We start from the raw sequence: 18120 nt of genomic DNA, 5'->3' as shown, positions 1-18120 counted from the left end.
GCTGATATATTGATGATTGGCAGGAAAGGAGTTCCGAGCGATGATGCAGCCCGCGTTTCATTCATTCGATGCGCAGCTACTGGCCGAGGCACTGCGCCCCTATCGCGGCCAGCGGCTCGACGTCTTGCTGGCCGAGCAGGATGCAGCGCACGTAGCCGACCTACAGCAGCAGTGCCGGAACCTCGAGATCCAACTCAGCGGCGCCCTCTTTCCACGCCTCCTCAGCCGTCACGGCTTTCATGAGCGCGGTGCTTGGCTGCTGCCGCGCCCGGCCTCCCACGCCCCGCAGCTCATCCCGCTCGATCCCGTCGCCAGCGCCGATGAGCAGGCCCGTCGGCTCTGCGACGCGCTCGCCCCCCAGCTTGCCCAGTGGCCACCAGCCGAAGGCATACCGACCCTCTTTCTGACCTTCGATGCCATGATCCCCAATATCGCCTCCCTCCTCGAGGGGATCTATCTGCATCTCGCGGACAGGGTCCACTATGCCGGCGTCAATGCCGGCAGTGGCCAGTTTCGCCCCATGCCCTGCCTGTTCGACAACCACAGACTGCTGGAACAGGCGGTCTGCTGCACCCTGCTGCCCCATCGCAGCTACCCTCTGCTCGAGCACGGCTATCAGCTCACCGCCCAGCCCATGCTGGCCACCAGCAGCGAGGGCAACAAGATCTCCTTCATCGACTGGCAGCCCGCCTTCAGCCGCTACCAGTCCCTGGTCCAGCAACAGTTCCAGCAGCGCCTGACTCCGGAGCAGTTCTACCAGTACGGCGTCCACCTGCCGCTTGGGCTGCTGCGAGCCAACGGCGACGTCATCGTGCGCATCCCGGTCGCCGTCACCGACGAGGGGGCGCTGCTCTGCGTCGGGGAAGTGCCGGATCACAGCATCCTCACCCTGCTCAAGGCGCCGCACAGCCCGACCGCCCACGCCATCGAGCTGGCCGAAAAACTGAGCCGGCACGGGGCGCCGGAGCGCCTCGAGATCTACTACTGTGCCGGCCGCCAGCAGCACTTCGGCGAACAGAGCACCCTAGAGCTGGAGACCCTCTTCAGCCACAGCGGCGCCCACGAGCTGGTTGGCGCCCTCTCCCTTGGCGAGATCGGCAGCCTGCGGCCGGGGGACTATCCGCTGTTTCACAACGGCGCCATTCTCTGCAACGGGGAGGGAGCACGATGAACAACGACCACGCCATGGCCATCGTCTGCGATCTCGCCCTCTGCATCGGCCGCGAGGTCACGCTGGATGCCCTGCTGACCAAGGTGCTGCAGCGTTTTCTGTTTCACTGCGCCTGCCCGGTCGGGCTGGTGCTGCAGCAGTTGCCGCAGGGGGAGTACAAGATAATCAAGGCGATCGGCGACGAGCAGCTGCTTCGCCATCAGGGAGAGCCGCTCCCACTGCCCCACTGGCTCAGCGACGGCGAGCAGTGCATCCTGCGGGCAGCGCTGCCGCTGCCAGGTTCGCGCCCCTACCCGTTTGCCTATCGGCTGCGGATCGAGGGGGGCTATCTGATGCTGCTGCTTTCCCCCAATGCGGAGCAGCAGGGGGAGCAGCTCTGCCACCTGTTCAGCCCCATCCTCGGCAACCTGGCCCGCGCCATCCAGCTGTGCCGGGACAGCGAGCAGCTGGCCCTGCGCCAGCAGGCGGAGCTGGTCGACATGCAGCGCTTCAACGAATCCCTGCTCAAGGCGATCCCCATCCCGGTGTTCTACAAGGATGTCGAGGGGCGCTTCATCAGCTGCAATCCGACCTTCACCCAGATCACCGGCATCAGCAAGGCCGAGCTGCAGGGCAAGCGGGTGGACGAGATCCTCCCCCCCGAGATGGCCGACGAATACACCCAGCGCGATCTGGAGGTGCTGCGCAGCAGGCAGCCGCAGTATTTCGAGCACACCCTGTTCGATCGCAGCGGCCACCGCTATCAGGTGCTCAACTTCAAGGATCTCTTCTACGACCATCAGGGTGAGGTGGCCGGCATCATCGGTGCCCTGGTCGACATTACCCACATCAAGGAGAGCGAGCAGCAGCAACGCACCCTGCTGTTCCAGACCATAGCGGCGCTCTCCTCCGCCATCGCCCACAAGGATCCCGGCACCGCGGGCCACGAGCGGCGCGTGCACGATCTCGCGCTGGCCATCGGCCAGCATCTGCAACTTTCCCAAGAACGTCTCGATGGGCTGGGCCTCGCCGCCATGGTGCACAACATCGGCCTGTTGCAGATCCCGGCTGAGATCCTCACCCGCCCCCGTGCACTGAGGGAGGTGGAGTTCGAGCTCATCAAGCAGCACCCGCAGGCGGGCTGTGAAATCCTGCAGCAGATAGACTTCCCCTGGCCCATCACCGCCATCGTGCAGCAGCACCATGAGAATCTGGACGGCAGCGGCTATCCGCAGGGGCTGCAGGGGGATGCCATCTCGCTGGAAGCGCGCATCATCCGGGTGGCCGACTCCTTGGCTGCAATGACCGCCCACCGCCCGTTCCGGCGAGCCATGTCCCTTACCGATGCCTTTGCCGAACTGACCCGCTATGCCGGCGTCCATTACGACGAGCAGGTGGTCAGCGCCTGCTTCGCCGTGTGGCAGGCGGGTTATCGCTTTGCCCCCCTTTGACCGAGGCAGGATGAAATGAGTTCAAGACCCGCACCGCCCTTTCCCCCGCTGCCCACGGCCGCCCTGCTTGGCCAGATGATGGATCAGCTGCCCTATCGGGTGCTGCTCAAAGACACCCGCTCCGTCTTCATCGCCTGCAACCGGCTGCTGGCAGACGATCTCGCCCTCACCCCGGCCGATCTGGTCGGCAAGTGCGATGCCGACTTCTTCCCGGCCGAACTGGCCAAGCGCTACCGGGATGACGATCTGAAGGTCATGGCCAGCGGCACCACCCAGCGCCATGAAGAGCCCTATCTGAAGGGGGGCGAGGCCCGCTGGCTCAGCACCACCAAGTTTCCTCTGCACGACGAGCTGGGCCAGGTGGTCGGGGTCGGCGTCTTCTTCGACGACATCACCGAGAAGAAACAGCAACAGGAGCGGTTGCAGCAGTACACCTGGACCCTGGAGGCCATCGGCCGCGCCCACCACGCCATGCTCAAGCAGGATGATGAGCAGACCCTGCTGCAGGAGATCTGCGATGCCATCACCTTCGACGGCCGCTTCCCCCTCGTCACCGTGCTGCAGGAAAACAGTGACCAGCACACCCTGCAGGTGCTGGCGCAGGCGGGCAACGCGGTCTGGTTTGCCAGCGACGACTGGCTGACCCGAGATCCCGCCCTGCATCAGGCCATCGGCACCGGGGCGCCGTGCAACGAAGCCCTGGCCAGCGCGCTGGTGCACCACTCGGCCACCCTGCGCGCCCGTCTGCTGCTGCCGCTGCAGTGGCATGCCGGCGGGCATGGCGGCTTGCTCATTCACAGTGAACAGGCCCGCCCGTTCACCGACGAAGAGGTGCACCTCTTCAGCCAGCTGGCGGACTACCTTGCCTACGGCCTGCAGGCCCGCGCAACCCAGCAGGCCTATCTCACCGCCCAGCGCGACAAGGTGCTGCACGCCCGCCAGCTGGAGCTGGCGCTGGAAGATGCCCTCGGTGCCATTGCCGCCGTGCTGGAGCAGCGCGATCCCTACACCGCCGGCCACCAGAAGCATGTCGCCACCCTGGCGCTGGCCATCGGCCGCGAGCTGAAGCTGGACGACAAGCGGCTGCGGGGGCTCTATCTGGGGGCCATGGTGCACGACATCGGCAAGATCCAGGTGCCACTCGACATCCTCACCAAACCGGGCCGGCTGACCCCGCAGGAGTTCAACCTGGTCAAGGAGCACCCGGGCGCCGGCTATCAGGTGCTCAAGGACATCGCCCTGCCCTGGCCCGTCGCCCAGATGATCCACCAGCACCACGAGTTCATCGACGGCTCCGGCTACCCGGCGGGGCTCAAGGGCGAGCAGATCCTGCTGGAGGCCCGCATCCTCACGGTGGCCGACATCGTGGAGTCCATGTCTTCCGATCGTCCCTACCGCGCCGCCCTCGGCATTCCCCAGGCCAGGGCCCACATCATCGAACTGCGCGGCAGCAAGCTGGATGCAGCGGTGGTAGATGCCTGCCTGCGCATCCTCGATCGCGGGGATTTCACCCCCCATGAGCTGGGCCACGGCCAGTTCTAGCGGGCAAGGAGCCATAAAAAAACCGGCCACAGGGGCCGGTTTTTTGTTTGCGATACGCGCTTAGCCCAGACGTACCCGGGCGTTGCGGAACATCCGCATCCAGGCGCCATCCTCGCCCCAGTTGTCCGGGTGCCAGGAGTTGGCCACGGTGCGGAACACCCGCTCCGGGTGCGGCATCATGATGGTGGCGCGCCCGTCGGTAGTGGTCACAGCGGTGATACCCGCCGGTGCACCGTTCGGGTTGGCCGGGTACTGCTCGGTCACCTGACCGCGGTTGTCGACGAAACGCAGCCCCACCAGCCCGCTCTGTTGCAGCGCGGCCAGGTGAGCGGCATCGCGCACCTCCACTCGCCCTTCCCCGTGGGAGACGGCAATCGGCATCACCGAGCCCGCCATGCCGGTGAAGAAGGCCGACGGGGAGTCCTGCACTTCCACCAAGCTAAAGCGGGCCTCGAAACGCTCGGAGCGGTTGCGCACGAAGCGCGGCCACAGATCGGCCCCCGGGATCAGCTCGCGCAGGTTGGACATCATCTGGCAACCGTTGCACACACCCAGGGAGAGGGTATCGCCGCGCTCGAAGAAGCGCTGGAACTGCTCGCGGGCACCGTCGTTGAACAGAATGGACTTGGCCCAGCCTTCGCCCGCCCCCAGCACGTCGCCGTAGGAGAAGCCGCCACAGGCTACCAGGCTCTGGAACTGATCCAGCTTGATACGGCCTTCGAGGATGTCGCTCATGTGCACATCCACCGCCGCAAAGCCGGCACGGTCAAATGCCGCCGCCATCTCCACGTGGGAGTTGACCCCCTGCTCGCGCAGCACCGCCAGACGGGGGGAGACCCCGCGGGCAATGTAGGGTGCAGCCACATCCTCGGCCGGGTTGTAGCTGAGCTTGGCCTGCAGGCCCGGATCGGCTGCGTCCTGACGGGCGGCATGCTCCTGATCCGCGCACGCCGGGTTGTCGCGCAGGCGCTGCATCTGCCAGCTGGTCTCGCCCCAGATGGTACGCAAAGCCGTACGGCTGGCGCGGTAGACCTCCTGACCGGCCCGCTGCAGGGTGATGAGATCCCCCTCACGCACCGTGCCGAGCACGTGGGAGCAAGCCGCCAGGCCGTGACCGGCCAGCAGGGTCATCACTGCTTCTTTATCTTCACGGCGCACCTGGATGACGGCGCCCAGCTCTTCGTTGAACAGGGCCGGCAGCAGCTCGCCACCGATGCGATCCAGCTGCAGGTCGAGGCCGCAGTGACCGGCGAAGGCCATCTCCACCAGGGTGACGAACAGGCCGCCATCGGAGCGGTCGTGGTAGGCGATGAGTTTGCGATCGCTCACCAGCGCCTGGATGGCGTTGAAGAAGCCCTTGAGCTGGACCGGGTTGTCCAGATCCGGTGCCTTGTCACCCAGCTGGCGATAGACCTGGGCCAGGGCGGAGGCGCCGAGACGCTGCTTGCCGTTGCCAAGGTCGATGAGGATAAGGTCGGTCTCACCGAGATCGGTACGCAGCTGCGGCGTGACGGTGTTGCGCACATCCTCCACCCGGGCAAACGCCGAGATGAGCAGGGAGAGCGGCGAGGTGACGCTGTGCTCCTTGCCATCCTGCTGCCAGCGAGTCTTCATGGACATGGAGTCCTTGCCCACCGGGATGGTGATGCCAAGGGCCGGGCAGAGCTCCTCGCCCACCGCTTTGACCGCCTCGTAGAGGCCGGCATCTTCGCCCGGGTGACCGGCGGCGGCCATCCAGTTGGCGGAGAGCTTGACCCGCTTGAGCGAGCCGATGTGGGCCGGCGCCAGGTTGGTGAGCGCTTCCGCCACTGCCATGCGAGCGGAGGCGGCGTGGGAGAGCAGCGCCACCGGGGTGCGCTCGCCCATGGACATGGCTTCGCCGTGGTAGCTGTCGTAGGTGGCGGCGGTGACGGCGCAGTCAGCCACCGGGATCTGCCAGGGGCCGACCATCTGGTCGCGGTTGACCAAGCCGGTCACGCTGCGATCGCCGATGGTGATGAGGAAGGACTTCTCCGCCACGGTAGGCAGACGCAGCACCCGCTCGGCAGCCTCGCCCAACGTGATGCCATCGAGCGCCAGCGGCTTGCCCTGCGCCGGCAGGCTTGCAACCTCGCGGTGCATCTTGGGGGTCTTGCCCAGCAGCACATCAAGCGGCAAGTCGATGGGGTGGTTGTCAAAGTGCTCATCCGAGAGAGTGAGATGCTTCTCTTCGGTGGCGGTGCCGATGACGGCATAGGGCGCGCGCTCGCGCTCACACAGCGCCTTGAACAGCGGCAGCTTCTCCTTGGCCACCGCCAGTACGTAGCGCTCCTGGGATTCGTTGCACCAGATCTCGAGCGGGCTCATGCCCGGCTCGTCGTTCGGAATGGCACGCAAGGAGAAGTGACCGCCGCGATCGCCGTCGCTCACCAGCTCCGGCATGGCGTTGGAGAGGCCACCGGCCCCCACATCGTGGATGAAGACGATGGGGTTGTCGTCCCCCAGCTGCCAGCAGCGGTCGATCACCTCTTGGCAACGACGCTCCATCTCGGGGTTGTCACGCTGCACCGAGGCAAAGTCGAGATCTTCTGCCGACTGGCCGGAGGCCATGCTTGATGCGGCACCACCGCCCAGACCGATGTTCATGGCCGGGCCACCCAGCACGATGAGGGCAGCCCCCACCGGGATCTCCCCTTTCTGGACGTGCTCGCTGCGGATGTTGCCGATACCGCCCGCCAGCATGATGGGCTTGTGGTAGCCGCGCACCTCGACGCCGTTGTGGCTCGGCACCTGCTCTTCGAAGGTACGGAAGTAGCCGAGAATGGCCGGACGGCCGAACTCGTTGTTGAAGGCGGCGCCGCCGAGCGGCCCCTCCTGCATGATGTCAAACGCGCTGACGATGCGGCTCGGTTTGCCGAAATCCTGCTCCCAGGGCTGCTCGAAGCCGGGGATGCGCAGGTTGGAGACCGAGAAGCCCACCAGACCCGCCTTGGGCTTGGCACCGCGACCGGTGGCACCCTCATCGCGAATTTCGCCGCCGGAGCCGGTGGCGGCGCCCGGGAACGGGGAGATGGCGGTCGGGTGGTTGTGGGTCTCCACCTTCATCAGGATGTCGACGCGCTCCTGATGATAGTGATACTCGCCACTGGCCGGGCTTGGGAAGAAGCGGCCACCCTGGCTCCCTTCCATCACCGCAGCGTTGTCTTTATAGGCAGACAGGACATGATCCGGCGTCTGCTCGAAGGTGTTCTTGATCATCTTGAACAACGACTTGGGCTGCTGCTCACCGTCGATGGTCCAGTCGGCGTTGAAGATCTTGTGGCGGCAGTGCTCGGAGTTCGCCTGAGCAAACATGTAGAGCTCGATGTCGTTGGGGTTGCGACCCAGACGCTGGAAGTTCTCCACCAGGTAGTCTATCTCGTCGTCGGCCAATGCCAGACCGAGCGCCACGTTGGCCTCGGCCAGCGCGGCGCGACCACCGCCCAGCACATCCACTTGGGTGAAGGGGCGCGGCTCGTGATGGGCAAACAGGGCGGCGGCCTCGTTCATCTCGCCAAATACCGTCTCCATCATGCGGTCGTGCAACACGGCGGCCACGTCGGCGCGCTGGGCGGCGCTCAGCTCACCCTTGGCCTGCACGTAATAGGCAATGCCGCGTTCGAGCCGCTTGACCTGATTCAGGCCGCAGTTGTGGGCGATGTCGGTTGCTTTGGAAGACCAGGGGGAGATAGTGCCGGGGCGGGGGGTAACGAGAAACAGCTGACCGCTGGGGGTGTGTTCGGGGATGGTCGGGCCGTAGCGCAGGAGCTGGCCCAAGGTCGCTCGCTCCGGGGGCGACAGCGGGCTCGAAAGCTCGGCAAAGTGCACGTATTCGGCATAGACATCCTCTATCTCTACTCCTCTCTCCTGTTTCATCTGCGCGAAGCGTTGCAGCAGTTTTTGGACACGAAACTCAGACAGTGCGGGGGCACCACGCAAGATATCCATATGACCTTTCTCACCAAGTGTTGAAGTGGGGGGGAATTGAGACGCGCGTATTATAGGGATCAGGCCCATGCCGGACAAACGTTTTTCTTGTTTTGCCCAGTGTGACTCGGTGCACACTCTCTGGTATAAAGGTGCCTCTTTTTTGACAAATGCCGATTTTTTCAACAAGGGTACTCACCTACTTGCGCTGCATTTTTCGACTGTTTATCGGGCTGACGTTGCTGCTGACCCTGGTCGGTTGCGACTTCTACACCCCCTCCAGCCAGCTGGAGCAGATCCGCCAGCGAGGCGAGATCCGGGTTGGCACCATCTACGGCCCCACCTCTTATTACCAGCGTGACGACACCGCCCAGGGGTTCGATTACGAGCTGGCGCAGAGTTATGCCGACTGGCTGGGGGTCAAGCTGACCATAGTGCCGGTCTACTCCACCGCCGAGCTGGTGGAACTGCTGAGAAAGGGCAAGCTGGATCTGGCTGCCGCCGCCATCGTGGTCACCCCGGAGCGGCGCCAGCTGTTTCGCTTCGGCCCCGGCTTCTACCAGGTCTCCCCCAAGCTGGTCTATCGCAACGGCTCTCCCAAGCCCAAGGACATCGGCGATCTCAAGGGCAACATAGTGGTGCCGGCCGGTTCCACCGGCGAAGATCTGCTCAAGGAGCTCGCCAAGCAGTACCCCAACCTGAAGTGGAGCACCAATCGGGATGCCGACGTGGAGGAGCTGCTCAAGCAGGTGGCCGACGGCAAGATTGATTACACGGTGGTGCAGGATACCGTGCTGGCCCGCACCCAGCGCTACTACCCCGAGCTCACCGAAGGGATGACCCTGGCCAAGAACCAGACTGTGGCCTGGGCCATGACCAAGCTGCCGGATGACAGTCTCTACGCCAGCATCATCGACTTCTTCGGCCAGCGCTTCATGGACGGCGCCATCGCCAAGCTCGACGAGAAGTACTTCGGACACGTGCAGAATTTCGACTTCGTCGACACCCGCACCTTCCTGCAGCGGGCCAAGAGCCTGCTGCCCAAGTATCAGGATCTGTTCAAGACCCACGCCAACGTGGTGGACTGGCGCCTGCTGGCCGCCATCAGCTATCAGGAATCCCACTGGGATCCGGAGGCGCGCTCCTACACAGGGGTGCGCGGCATGATGATGCTGACCGAGCCCACCGCCAAGGCGATGGGGGTCAACAACCGGCTGCACCCGGAGGAGAGCATCAAGGGCGGCGCCCGTTATCTGGAGCAGATGATGGAGAAGGTGCCCGCCTCCGTGCCCGATGACGAGAAGGTGTGGTTTGCCCTCACCGCCTACAACATCGGTTACGGCCACATGATGGATGCCCGCCGCCTGACCAAGGAGCTTGGCAAGAATCCCGATGCCTGGAGCGACGTGAAAGAGGTGCTGCCGCTGCTGCAGCAGTCGCGCTGGCATCGCAAGGTACGCTACGGCTATGCCCGTGGCGGCGAGGCGCGCAACTACGTCAACAACGTGCGCCAGTACTACCAGAGCCTGCTCTGGCTCGACAACGAGCAGCAGAAAGCCCACCGCCGCGAAGAGCTGGACGATGACGACAGCAGCGAGCCGCCCAGTACCGAGCGCCCCACCGTCATCGCCGAAGTGGTCAAGCAGATCACCCTGCGCTGACCCCTTGTTGACAGGTTTGTTTTTCGGGTGGTTTCTCTGTTACCATCCGACCATACCGGAGCCTATCCGAAACTGTTTTTATCGCGCTATTTCATTCACTTGCACTCGGGATGACAGCACTTTCAGATAGGCTCCCATCATCACCCAAGGCCGGGATGGCCACCCAATGGGAGGAGACCAAGATGCGAGCTCGCAGAAGAACGACACTGGTCAGAAAAGCAAAGTGCGGCTGGAGCCCCAGACGCAAACTCAAGCTCAATGACATCAAACGCAAGATATGGCGCCGAAACCGCTCCTTCACCTTGCTGATAGCAGAACACACAGCATAAACCCGGCAATCGCCGGGTTTTTTATCGCCTCAATTCCCCGCCAGCGGGCTCACCTCAAACACCACTGCCCGCTTCGATACCAGGCTGTTGCAGTGATTGCAGAAGTAATCCACTGCGCCGCAGGCCTTGAGCCGCTCCAGCTCCTGCCGGCAGGTCGGGCAGAGGGCCCGGATCTGGAAACGGGCCTGGCACTGGCTGCAGGTGGTCTCGCGGCTGCGACTGTCCAGCTCGCCCTGACAGGCAGGGCAGTGAAGGTGGCTCATGGTTGGCTCCTTGCAAAGTGAATGTGCAGTGGGTCAGCCCACTGCACATTCCCCTCCCCTTGGCCTCAGAAAAAACGGCTGCCGGTGAGGGCAGCCGCTGGGCCTTATTTCTTGGCTTTGGCCTTGAGCAGGCGCTTGCGTTGCCGCTCCTGGCTCAGGGTCAGGGTATTTTTCTTGCCCTCGAACGGGTTGGCAGACTCCTGGAACTCGACCCGGACCGGCGTCCCCATGATCTTCAGCGACTTGCGGAAGTAGTTGATGAGGTAGCGCTTGTAGGAATCCGGCAAGTCGTTGAGCTGGTTGCCGTGGATCACGATGCGCGGCGGGTTGTAGCCACCGGCGTGGGCATATTTGAGCTTGACCCGGCGACCGTTCACCATCGGCGGCTGGTGGTCTTCCTGCGCCATCTGCATGATGCGGGTCAGCATGGCGGTGCTGGTACGGCGGGTAGCGGACTGGTAGGCCTCCTGAATGGATTCGAACAGGTGGCCAACCCCGCTGCCGTGCAGGGCGGAGATGAAGTGCACGCGGGCGAAGTCGATGAAGCCCAGACGACGATCGAGCTCGTTCTTGACGTCCTCTTTCACCTTCTGATCCAGACCATCCCACTTGTTCACCACCAGTACCACGGAGCGGCCGGTGTTGAGCACGAAACCGAGGATGCTCAAGTCCTGATCGGTGATGGTCTCCTGGGCGTCGATCACCAGCAGGCAGACGTTGGCATCTTCAATCGCCTTGAGGGTCTTGATGACGGAGAACTTCTCCACCGTCTCGTGCACCTTGCCGCGACGACGCACGCCGGCGGTGTCGATGATGACGTACTTCTGCTCGTCACGCTCCATCGGAATGTAGACGGAGTCGCGGGTGGTACCCGGCATGTCATAGACGATGACCCGATCTTCACCCAGCATGCGGTTGGTCAGGGTGGATTTGCCGACGTTGGGGCGACCGACGATGGCAAACTTGATGGGCAGGTCGGCGAACGGCGTCTCCTTGGTGTCTTCCTTGGTGTCCAGTTCCCCGGCAGCCACCATGCGCAGCAGGGCTTCTTCGTCGAAGTCCTCTTCTTCCTCATCCTGCGCGGTTTCTTGTGTGGCGGCGTCGACCAGGGTCTCCAGATGGGGGGCCAGCGCCAGCTCCAGCAGGCTCAGTACGCCACGACCGTGGGCGGCCGCCATCTGGTAGACCTCGCCCAGGGCCAGACCGTAGAACTCGGACACGGCGGAGTCACCGTCGATGCCGTCGGTCTTGTTGGCCACCAGAAACACCTTCTTGTGGGTCTTGCGCAGGTGCTCGGCGATGGCCTGATCCGCCGCGGTCAAACCGGCACGGGCATCCACCATGAACAGCACCACGTCGGCTTCTTCGATGGCCAGCAGGGACTGTTCGGCCATCTTCAGCTCGATCCCTTCTTCGGTGCCATCGATACCGCCGGTATCCACCACGATAAATTCCAGCTCGCCCAACTTCGCCTGGCCGTACTTGCGGTCCCGGGTCAGACCGGGGAAGTCAGCCACCAGGGCATCCCGGGTACGGGTCAGGCGGTTAAACAGGGTGGATTTCCCCACGTTGGGGCGGCCCACCAGGGCTACTACAGGAGTCATAAAAGCCTCATTCTCAAGACGACAAAGGCTCCGGGTCCGAAGACCAGGAGCCGGATATTCAGATTGACGGGCGATCAGGGACGCTTGATAGCGTACAACTTGCCGCCACGGCTCTGCACATACAGGGTGTCACCGTCCACCAGAGGGGCGGCGTACAGACCACTGCTGTCGAGCTGCTGCATGGCCTTGATGGTACCGTCGGTACGATCCAGCCAATACAGGTAACCTTCCACATCGCCGACCACCACATAGTCACCCAGGATGACGGGGGCGGTCACGGTGCGGTTTTCCAGCTGGGTATTGGACCACAGCTCGAGACCATTGCGACGGTCGACCGCAAACAGGTGGCTGCGGCTATCGGTCAGCACGATGGCATTGCCGGTCACCGCCATGTCGCGGTAGCCGGAATACTTGCGCTTCCATACCTCGTCACCGGTCATCAGCTTGCGCGCCATCAGCTGGCCATTATAGGCGATGGCATAGAGCTCATCGCCGGCGATCAGCGGGGTGGCGTCCACGTCGACCATCCGATCCAGCTCGGTAGCACCGCGCGGGTCGGCAACCTTGGACTGGCGCACCGGCTGACCGTTGCTGAGCAGGGCGATGCCCACCTTGCCATCGGCGCGGCCATACAGCACGGCACCGTTGGTGATGATGGGGGCGCCGGCGCTGCGCAGGGTCAACGGCGGCTGTTCTTCCGCAAGCGTCCACTGCAGCTTGCCTTCATCGGTATCGAGCGCCACCAGACGGCCCGAGGTGGTCAGCACCACCACCCGGCCATCTTCGACGGCAGGGCTCGCCACCACTTCACCGGGGACCGAAGTCTGCCACAGCACTTCGCCATTCTCCTGGTTCAGGGCGTAGACCACCCCGTTCTCGGAACCCAGGAACAGCTTGCCGTAACGGGATACCAGGCCACCGGAGAGGCGGGCGCTGCGCTTGTCGGCGTTGATCGGCAGGTCAGCCAGATCCACGCTCCACAGCTCCTTGCCACTTTCGCGGTCAAAGGCGGTCACATCGCCATCGCGAGCGGCGGCATAGATGCGCTCCTCTTCCACCACCGGCTTGAGCTGGGAGTAGAAGTCGCCGATGCCGTCACCCACCGAGGAGGACCAGCTGGTATCGGCCGTGAAGGCGGACTCGACCTTGGGCAGCGGCGCCATCGGGTTGAGGTCCTCTTCCGAACTGAACAGGGAGCACCCCTGCAGGGCGAAGGAGACCGCAGCCCCCAACACCACCATCTTGAACAGATTACGCATCCGGAGCCTCACCCGTGGTCACCGCTGGCAACGCCAGATCGTCCATTTTCAGCTTGAGCTCGGCGCTGCCCTGCAGACCGCCGGCATCGGCCGCCGCCTGATAGGCATCGCGCGCCTCTTCGGCCTTGCCCTGCTTGAGCAGCACGTCGCCGCGCACTTCCGCAACCTGGGCCTTGAAGGCATCGTTGTTGATCTTGCCAAGCTGGGCCAGGGCCTCGTCAGCCTTGCCCTGATCGTTCAGAACCCGGGCCAGACGCAGGGCGGCGATGGGACGGATGCTCTCGTCACCGCTGGTGGCCACCTGGGTCAGCTGCTCGACGGCCAGATCCAGCTTGCCGGCCTTGACGGCGGCGGCGGCCAGCTGCAGGGCAGCCAGTTCGGCATAGGAGTCACCCTTGTGGGCGCTGATGAAGCTTTGCGCCTGCTCGAAGCCGGCGGCATCGCCCTTGGCCAGCTGGGCGGCCATCTCGTTGTAAGCCTGGGAGGCGGTCTCCTGGCTGGTCTGCTGATGCTCGTTGTAGTAGCGCCAGCCAAAGAGTCCAACCAGACCGATAACAGTTCCTGCGATCACCGAGGTTCCGTTCTCTTTCCACCAGCTCTTGATGACCTCAACCTGTTGTTCTTCGGTGGTATAAACTTCCACAGCTTACTCTCCTTTGGCTGCCAGCAGGGCAATGGCGGCGTCGACCGTGACGGTCTGTTGCTCGGCCTGGCCACGCAGATATTTGATGGTGATCTCCCCGTTTTGCACCTCGGTCTCGCCAAGGATCAGGGCAATGGCCGCGCCGCTCTTGTCGGCACGCTTGAGTTGTTTCTTGAAGTTGCCGCCGCCGCAGTGGCTCATCAGGCGCAAGTCAGGCAGGGCATCGCGCAACCGCTCGGCCAGCTGGAAACCGGCCTGTTCAGTGCCCTCACCCACCATGGCCAGGTAGACATCCACCGCCGGGCGGATATCGCCGTTGAGTTCGAGGGTCTCGAGCATCAGCACCAGTCGCTCCATGCCCATGGCGAAACCCACAGCCGGCGTCGGCTGACCACCGAGCTGCTCCACCAGACCGTCGTAGCGACCACCGGCACAGACGGTGCCCTGAGCACCCAGGCTGTTGGTGACCCACTCGAACACGGTGAGGTTGTAGTAGTCGAGGCCGCGTACCAGCCGCTCGTTCACTTCGTACTGGATGCCGGCGGATTCGAGCAGGCGCTTGAGCCCCTCGAAGTGGGCCAGGCTCTCTTCGCCCAGGTGATCGAACAGACGCGGGGCGCCCACCAGAATGGCTTGAACCTTCTCGTCCTTGGAGTCGAGCACCCGCAGCGGGTTGCTGTACATGCGGCGCTGGCTCTCTTCGTCCAGCTGATCCTTGTACTGCTCCAAGTAGGCCACCAGCGCATCGCGGTAGGCGGCACGTTCGCTGCTCTGGCCGAGGGTGTTGAGCTGCAGGGTCACGTGCTCGTTGATGCCGAACAGACGCCACAGGCGGTGGGTCAGCATGATGAGCTCGGCATCGATGTCCGGCCCGTTGATGCCGAACAGCTCGACCCCGAACTGGTGGAACTGGCGATAGCGGCCCTTCTGGGGACGCTCGTGACGGAACATGGGGCCCATGTACCACATCCGGCGTTCCTGGTTGTAAAGCAGACCGTGCTCGATGCCGGCCCGCACGCAGCTGGCGGTGCCTTCCGGGCGCAGGCTCAGGCTATCGCCGTTGCGGTCTTCAAAGGTGTACATCTCTTTTTCGACCACGTCGGTCACTTCACCGATGGCGCGCTTGAACAGATGGGTCTGCTCGACAATCGGCATGCGCACTTCGCTGTAGCCATAGCTGGCCACGACCTGGCGCAGGATCTGTTCTACTTTCTGCCATACCGGGCTCTGCTCCGGCAGGCAATCATTCATACCGCGAATAGCTTGGATCTGTTTTGCCACGTTGATACTCGAGAAAAAGAGGTAAAATTTGGCCGCATTATAGGGATTTTCGACCCCGAGGTAAAATCAGGGTATTCCAATGCGGGATGTAAAATCAGCAACCTAAAGACAGGGCCACCCTGAGTGGCCCTTGGTTGCTCAACCCTCGTCCACCTGGATCTGGTTGGCCGGATCCAGCATGGCGGCCCGGGCGCGAATGCGGCGCTCCAGGGTCGGGATGAGATCCTTGTTGTCGAGCCGGTCCACCCGCTGACCACCCTCGTAGAAGGCGCTCTTGTTGGCCGCCCCCGCCAGACCCAGATCCGAGACCAGCGCCTCGCCCGGACCGTTCACCACGCAACCGATGATGGAGACATCCATCGGGGTGATGATGTCTTCCAGCCGCTCTTCCAGGGCGTTGACCGTGCCGATGACGTCGAACTCCTGGCGGGAGCAGGAGGGACAGGCGATGAAGTTGATGCCGCGGGAACGGATGCGCAGGGATTTCAGAATGTCGAAACCCACCTTGATCTCTTCCACCGGATCGGCCGCCAGCGAGATGCGCAGGGTGTCGCCGATGCCTTCGCTCAGCAGCATGCCAAGACCGATGGCGGACTTCACCGCGCCGGCGCGAAAACCGCCCGCTTCGGTGATGCCAAGGTGCAGCGGCTGTTCAATCTGCTTGGCCAGCAGGCGATAGGCGCCGACTGCCAGGAAGACATCGGACGCCTTGACGCTCACCTTGAAGTTGTCGAAGTTCAGGCGATCCAGATAGTCCACGTGGCGCATGGCTGACTCGAGCAGCGCCTCCGGGGTCGGTTCGCCGTATTTCTCCTGAATGTCTTTCTCCAGCGAACCGCCGTTGACGCCGATGCGGATCGGGATGTTGTAGTGACGAGCGCAGTCGACCACGGCGCGAACCCGCTCCTCGTTGCCGATGTTGCCCGGGTTGATGCGCAGGCAATCGGCACCGTATTCGGCCACTTTCAGGGCGATGCGGTAGTCGAAGTGGATATCGGCGACGATGGGAATGCGGGTCTGCTGCTTGATGAGCTTGAAGGCTTCCGCCGCTTCCATGGTGGGCACCGAGACCCGCACGATGTCGGCGCCAACCCGCTCGATCCGCTGGATCTGCTCGACGGTGGCGGCCACGTCCGTGGTCTTGGTGTTGGTCATGGTCTGCACCGTGATGGGGGCATCGCCCCCAACCGGTACATTACCGACCATGATCTGCCTGGATTTACGACGAATGATGGGAGATTCGTGAGCGGACATGGCGGACAGATTACTCCTGCGGCAGTGAGAGGCGAGCAGTCCGGCCGTTGTTGTAACGGCTCATGTCGATGGACTTGCCCTGATATTCGATATTGACGGCCATGGGCGCACCAATGATGAATTTGAGCGGCTCGGGTCCTTCCAGTACCAGTTCGTCATTGGCCTTCTTGAGGCCGCTGAACAGGGTCTTGCCCTTGGCATCCTTGACATCCAGCCAGCAGTCGGCGGTGAAGCTCATCTTCAGCTGGGGCACCTTGGCCGGCTCGCTTGCGGCGATGTCGGCAGCCGGTTGCGTGGCCGTGGCGGCAGAGGTCGCAACAGCCGTGGTCGCCACGGCGCTGCTGGCATCCACCGGCAGGGTGGTCGCGGCGGCGCTCACTACGGGATCAGCCGAGGTGGCGGCCGCAGCGGAAGTTGCCGGAGCAACCACAGGGTCAGCCACATCCACCGCCGGCGGCACGGTGGCGCTCGGGGTGTTGCTGGTTGCGCCCATTTCAGTCGCGGCCAAAGCCTCATCACCGGCGGAGCGACGCGCCGTGCTCTGCCACCACCAGGCGACGGAGAGCGCGATCAGCACCAGGATCACCAGCCAGGTGACAACCTTGAGGCGGCTGTCGTTGGCCTGCTGACGGGAGCGACGGGAGAAGCTCTGCATGTCGATGTTGTCGGGGGGCGTCAGCCCCAGCTTGTCATAAGCCGCGAGGATGGTCTCTTCCGGGATACCGACCAGCTTGGCATAAGTACGCAGATAGCCGCGAATGAAGGTATGGGACGTATGCTTGTCATACGTATCCGATTCGATCGCGGCAATCAGGGTCAGACGAAGGTGAATGCGAGACGCAACCTGTTCTCGTGTCCAGCCGAGCTGTTCACGGGCGTTGCGCAGCAGCTGGCCTGGGCCAACTGCCTGGGAGTCGTCTTGAAAATCGTGTGGCTGTTCAGTAGTCATTGGCTAAGTAACGCTTGGCTTGTTGCGAAGTGGGATATTGCCTTACCAGCTCAGTCCCGAATTGGTGAAGTAGTGCCGGTTTGTCCATGGCCTGCGCCAGCCGCAATCTCAACCAGAGACTGTTCTCGTTCTCGTCTGACACATCGGCAAAACGGGCGAGATAGGCCTGCACATCAGGCAGCTTGCCATCTTTCATGGAAAGCTCCGCCATGTCCAGCAATAACCTTGGATTGCGGGGATTATACCCCAAGGCCAAGCGATAATACTCGCTTGCTTTATCATTTCTGCGATTTTGCGCGGCGCAAAGTGCCGCGTTTTCATAGGTATCGGCAATCTTGATGTAGTTGGGCTGGCTGACAGCCTGCAGGAAGGCCTTTTCCGCCTCGTCGAAGCGACCACGATTGCAAAGGAAGGCGCCATAGTTGTTCATCGCGTCAGCATTGGACGGATCCATGGCAAGGGCTTTCTTGTAGCTCTCTTCGGCCGCCTTGAAATCTTCCACCTGCTGGTAGAAGTAGGCAAAACCGACGTAAACCTGAGGGTTGGCAGGGTCATACTGCAGCGCGCGGTCAAGGTTGAACTTGGCCTGCTCGGCGTTGCCCTGTTGCAGATATTGAATACCCAAATCCAGACGGGTCTGGGCTGCCGCCTTGAGATCGGGACCCACTTCACGCTGGGTGGAATTCTGGCCAGCGTAAGTGGTCTCGGTAACACAGCCTGGCAGCGCGCAGAGCGCCGCCACTACGATCAATGTACGTGTATCCATTCCCTGACTATACAATGGCTTAG

General features: G+C 63.1%; 13 protein-coding genes. 4 read left to right on the top strand and 9 right to left on the bottom strand.

The annotated features are described in order from the left end of the window. Nucleotides 1–40 precede the first annotated feature (40 nt). The 3 genes from E5E96_RS16285 to E5E96_RS16275 are packed head-to-tail and all read left to right on the top strand — an operon-like array spanning nucleotide 41 to nucleotide 4143. On the top strand, nucleotides 41–1171 hold the full coding sequence (locus E5E96_RS16285) for an FIST signal transduction protein (RefSeq protein ID WP_171282609.1): 1131 nt from the start codon (nucleotides 41–43) through the stop codon (nucleotides 1169–1171). Further along, a complete protein-coding gene (locus E5E96_RS16280) occupies nucleotides 1168–2601 on the top strand; it encodes an HD domain-containing phosphohydrolase (protein WP_171282608.1) in 1434 nt (477 codons plus the stop codon). Before E5E96_RS16285 ends, E5E96_RS16280 begins: the two co-directional genes overlap by 4 nt. 15 nt (nucleotides 2602–2616) lie before the next feature. Beyond that, the gene (locus tag E5E96_RS16275; RefSeq protein ID WP_171282607.1) at nucleotides 2617–4143 is read left to right on the top strand and encodes an HD domain-containing phosphohydrolase; all 1527 of its coding nucleotides are present in this window, start codon (nucleotides 2617–2619) and stop codon (nucleotides 4141–4143) included. Nucleotides 4144–4203: 60 nt separating this feature from the next. Here E5E96_RS16275 and purL read toward each other — a convergent pair whose 3' ends face one another. Beyond that, a complete protein-coding gene (gene purL, locus E5E96_RS16270; RefSeq protein ID WP_171282606.1) occupies nucleotides 4204–8109 on the bottom strand; it encodes a phosphoribosylformylglycinamidine synthase in 3906 nt (1301 codons plus the stop codon). A 149-nt stretch (nucleotides 8110–8258) separates the two neighbouring features. Here purL and mltF point away from each other — a divergent pair, with 149 nt between their 5' ends. After that, entirely contained in the window at nucleotides 8259–9749 is a 1491-nt protein-coding gene (gene mltF, locus E5E96_RS16265; RefSeq protein WP_118881439.1) for a membrane-bound lytic murein transglycosylase MltF, read from the top strand. 358 nt (nucleotides 9750–10107) lie between these two features. Here mltF and E5E96_RS16260 read toward each other — a convergent pair whose 3' ends face one another. From E5E96_RS16260 to tapF, 8 genes are all read right to left on the bottom strand, one after another. After that, nucleotides 10108–10341, bottom strand: coding sequence for a zinc ribbon domain-containing protein (locus E5E96_RS16260; RefSeq protein ID WP_011705650.1), 234 nt, complete (start codon nucleotides 10339–10341; stop codon nucleotides 10108–10110). A 104-nt stretch (nucleotides 10342–10445) separates the two neighbouring features. Further along, nucleotides 10446–11945 carry a ribosome biogenesis GTPase Der gene (gene der / locus E5E96_RS16255; protein WP_011705649.1) on the bottom strand — a complete coding sequence of 500 codons (1500 nt, stop codon included), beginning with the start codon at nucleotides 11943–11945 and terminating at the stop codon, nucleotides 10446–10448. A 74-nt stretch (nucleotides 11946–12019) separates the two neighbouring features. Beyond that, complete coding sequence (gene bamB, locus E5E96_RS16250) at nucleotides 12020–13204, bottom strand: outer membrane protein assembly factor BamB (RefSeq protein ID WP_024944077.1); 1185 nt, start codon at nucleotides 13202–13204, stop codon at nucleotides 12020–12022. Next, nucleotides 13197–13847, bottom strand: a complete 651-nt coding sequence (locus tag E5E96_RS16245; protein WP_011705647.1) for a tetratricopeptide repeat protein — start codon at nucleotides 13845–13847, stop codon at nucleotides 13197–13199. The genes bamB and E5E96_RS16245 overlap by 8 nt, the downstream gene beginning before the upstream one ends. A gap of 3 nt (nucleotides 13848–13850) precedes the next feature. Further along, the gene (gene hisS / locus E5E96_RS16240; RefSeq protein ID WP_171282605.1) at nucleotides 13851–15128 is read right to left on the bottom strand and encodes a histidine--tRNA ligase; all 1278 of its coding nucleotides are present in this window, start codon (nucleotides 15126–15128) and stop codon (nucleotides 13851–13853) included. Between the two features lie 138 nt (nucleotides 15129–15266). Beyond that, nucleotides 15267–16382 (bottom strand): flavodoxin-dependent (E)-4-hydroxy-3-methylbut-2-enyl-diphosphate synthase, encoded by a 1116-nt coding sequence (gene ispG, locus E5E96_RS16235; protein WP_016350405.1) that lies wholly within the window; start codon nucleotides 16380–16382, stop codon nucleotides 15267–15269. 10 nt (nucleotides 16383–16392) lie between these two features. Next, a complete protein-coding gene (gene rodZ, locus E5E96_RS16230) occupies nucleotides 16393–17331 on the bottom strand; it encodes a cytoskeleton protein RodZ (RefSeq protein ID WP_171282604.1) in 939 nt (312 codons plus the stop codon). Further along, entirely contained in the window at nucleotides 17321–18112 is a 792-nt protein-coding gene (gene tapF, locus E5E96_RS16225; RefSeq protein ID WP_011705643.1) for a PilW family type IVa pilus biogenesis/stability lipoprotein TapF, read from the bottom strand. Before tapF ends, rodZ begins: the two co-directional genes overlap by 11 nt. Between the last annotated feature and the right edge of the window lie 8 nt (nucleotides 18113–18120).

The sequence above is a fragment of the Aeromonas sp. 1805 genome (assembly GCF_013085525.1).
Lineage (GTDB): Bacteria > Pseudomonadota > Gammaproteobacteria > Enterobacterales > Aeromonadaceae > Aeromonas > Aeromonas hydrophila.
This window is presented reverse-complemented; position numbering and strand designations above follow the sequence as displayed.

Excerpts from the sequence above, each read along its gene's own strand:
- E5E96_RS16285 (WP_171282609.1), top strand. The coding sequence starts at position 41 with ATGATGCAGCCCGCGTTTCATTCATTCGATGCGCAGCTACTGGCCGAG.
- E5E96_RS16280 (WP_171282608.1), top strand. The coding sequence starts at position 1,168 with ATGAACAACGACCACGCCATGGCCATCGTCTGCGATCTCGCCCTCTGC.
- E5E96_RS16275 (WP_171282607.1), top strand. The coding sequence starts at position 2,617 with ATGAGTTCAAGACCCGCACCGCCCTTTCCCCCGCTGCCCACGGCCGCC.
- purL (WP_171282606.1), bottom strand. The coding sequence starts at position 8,109 with ATGGATATCTTGCGTGGTGCCCCCGCACTGTCTGAGTTTCGTGTCCAA.
- mltF (WP_118881439.1), top strand. The coding sequence starts at position 8,259 with ATGCCGATTTTTTCAACAAGGGTACTCACCTACTTGCGCTGCATTTTT.
- E5E96_RS16260 (WP_011705650.1), bottom strand. The coding sequence starts at position 10,341 with ATGAGCCACCTTCACTGCCCTGCCTGTCAGGGCGAGCTGGACAGTCGC.
- der (WP_011705649.1), bottom strand. The coding sequence starts at position 11,945 with ATGACTCCTGTAGTAGCCCTGGTGGGCCGCCCCAACGTGGGGAAATCC.
- bamB (WP_024944077.1), bottom strand. The coding sequence starts at position 13,204 with ATGCGTAATCTGTTCAAGATGGTGGTGTTGGGGGCTGCGGTCTCCTTC.
- ispG (WP_016350405.1), bottom strand. The coding sequence starts at position 16,382 with ATGTCCGCTCACGAATCTCCCATCATTCGTCGTAAATCCAGGCAGATC.
- rodZ (WP_171282604.1), bottom strand. The coding sequence starts at position 17,331 with ATGACTACTGAACAGCCACACGATTTTCAAGACGACTCCCAGGCAGTT.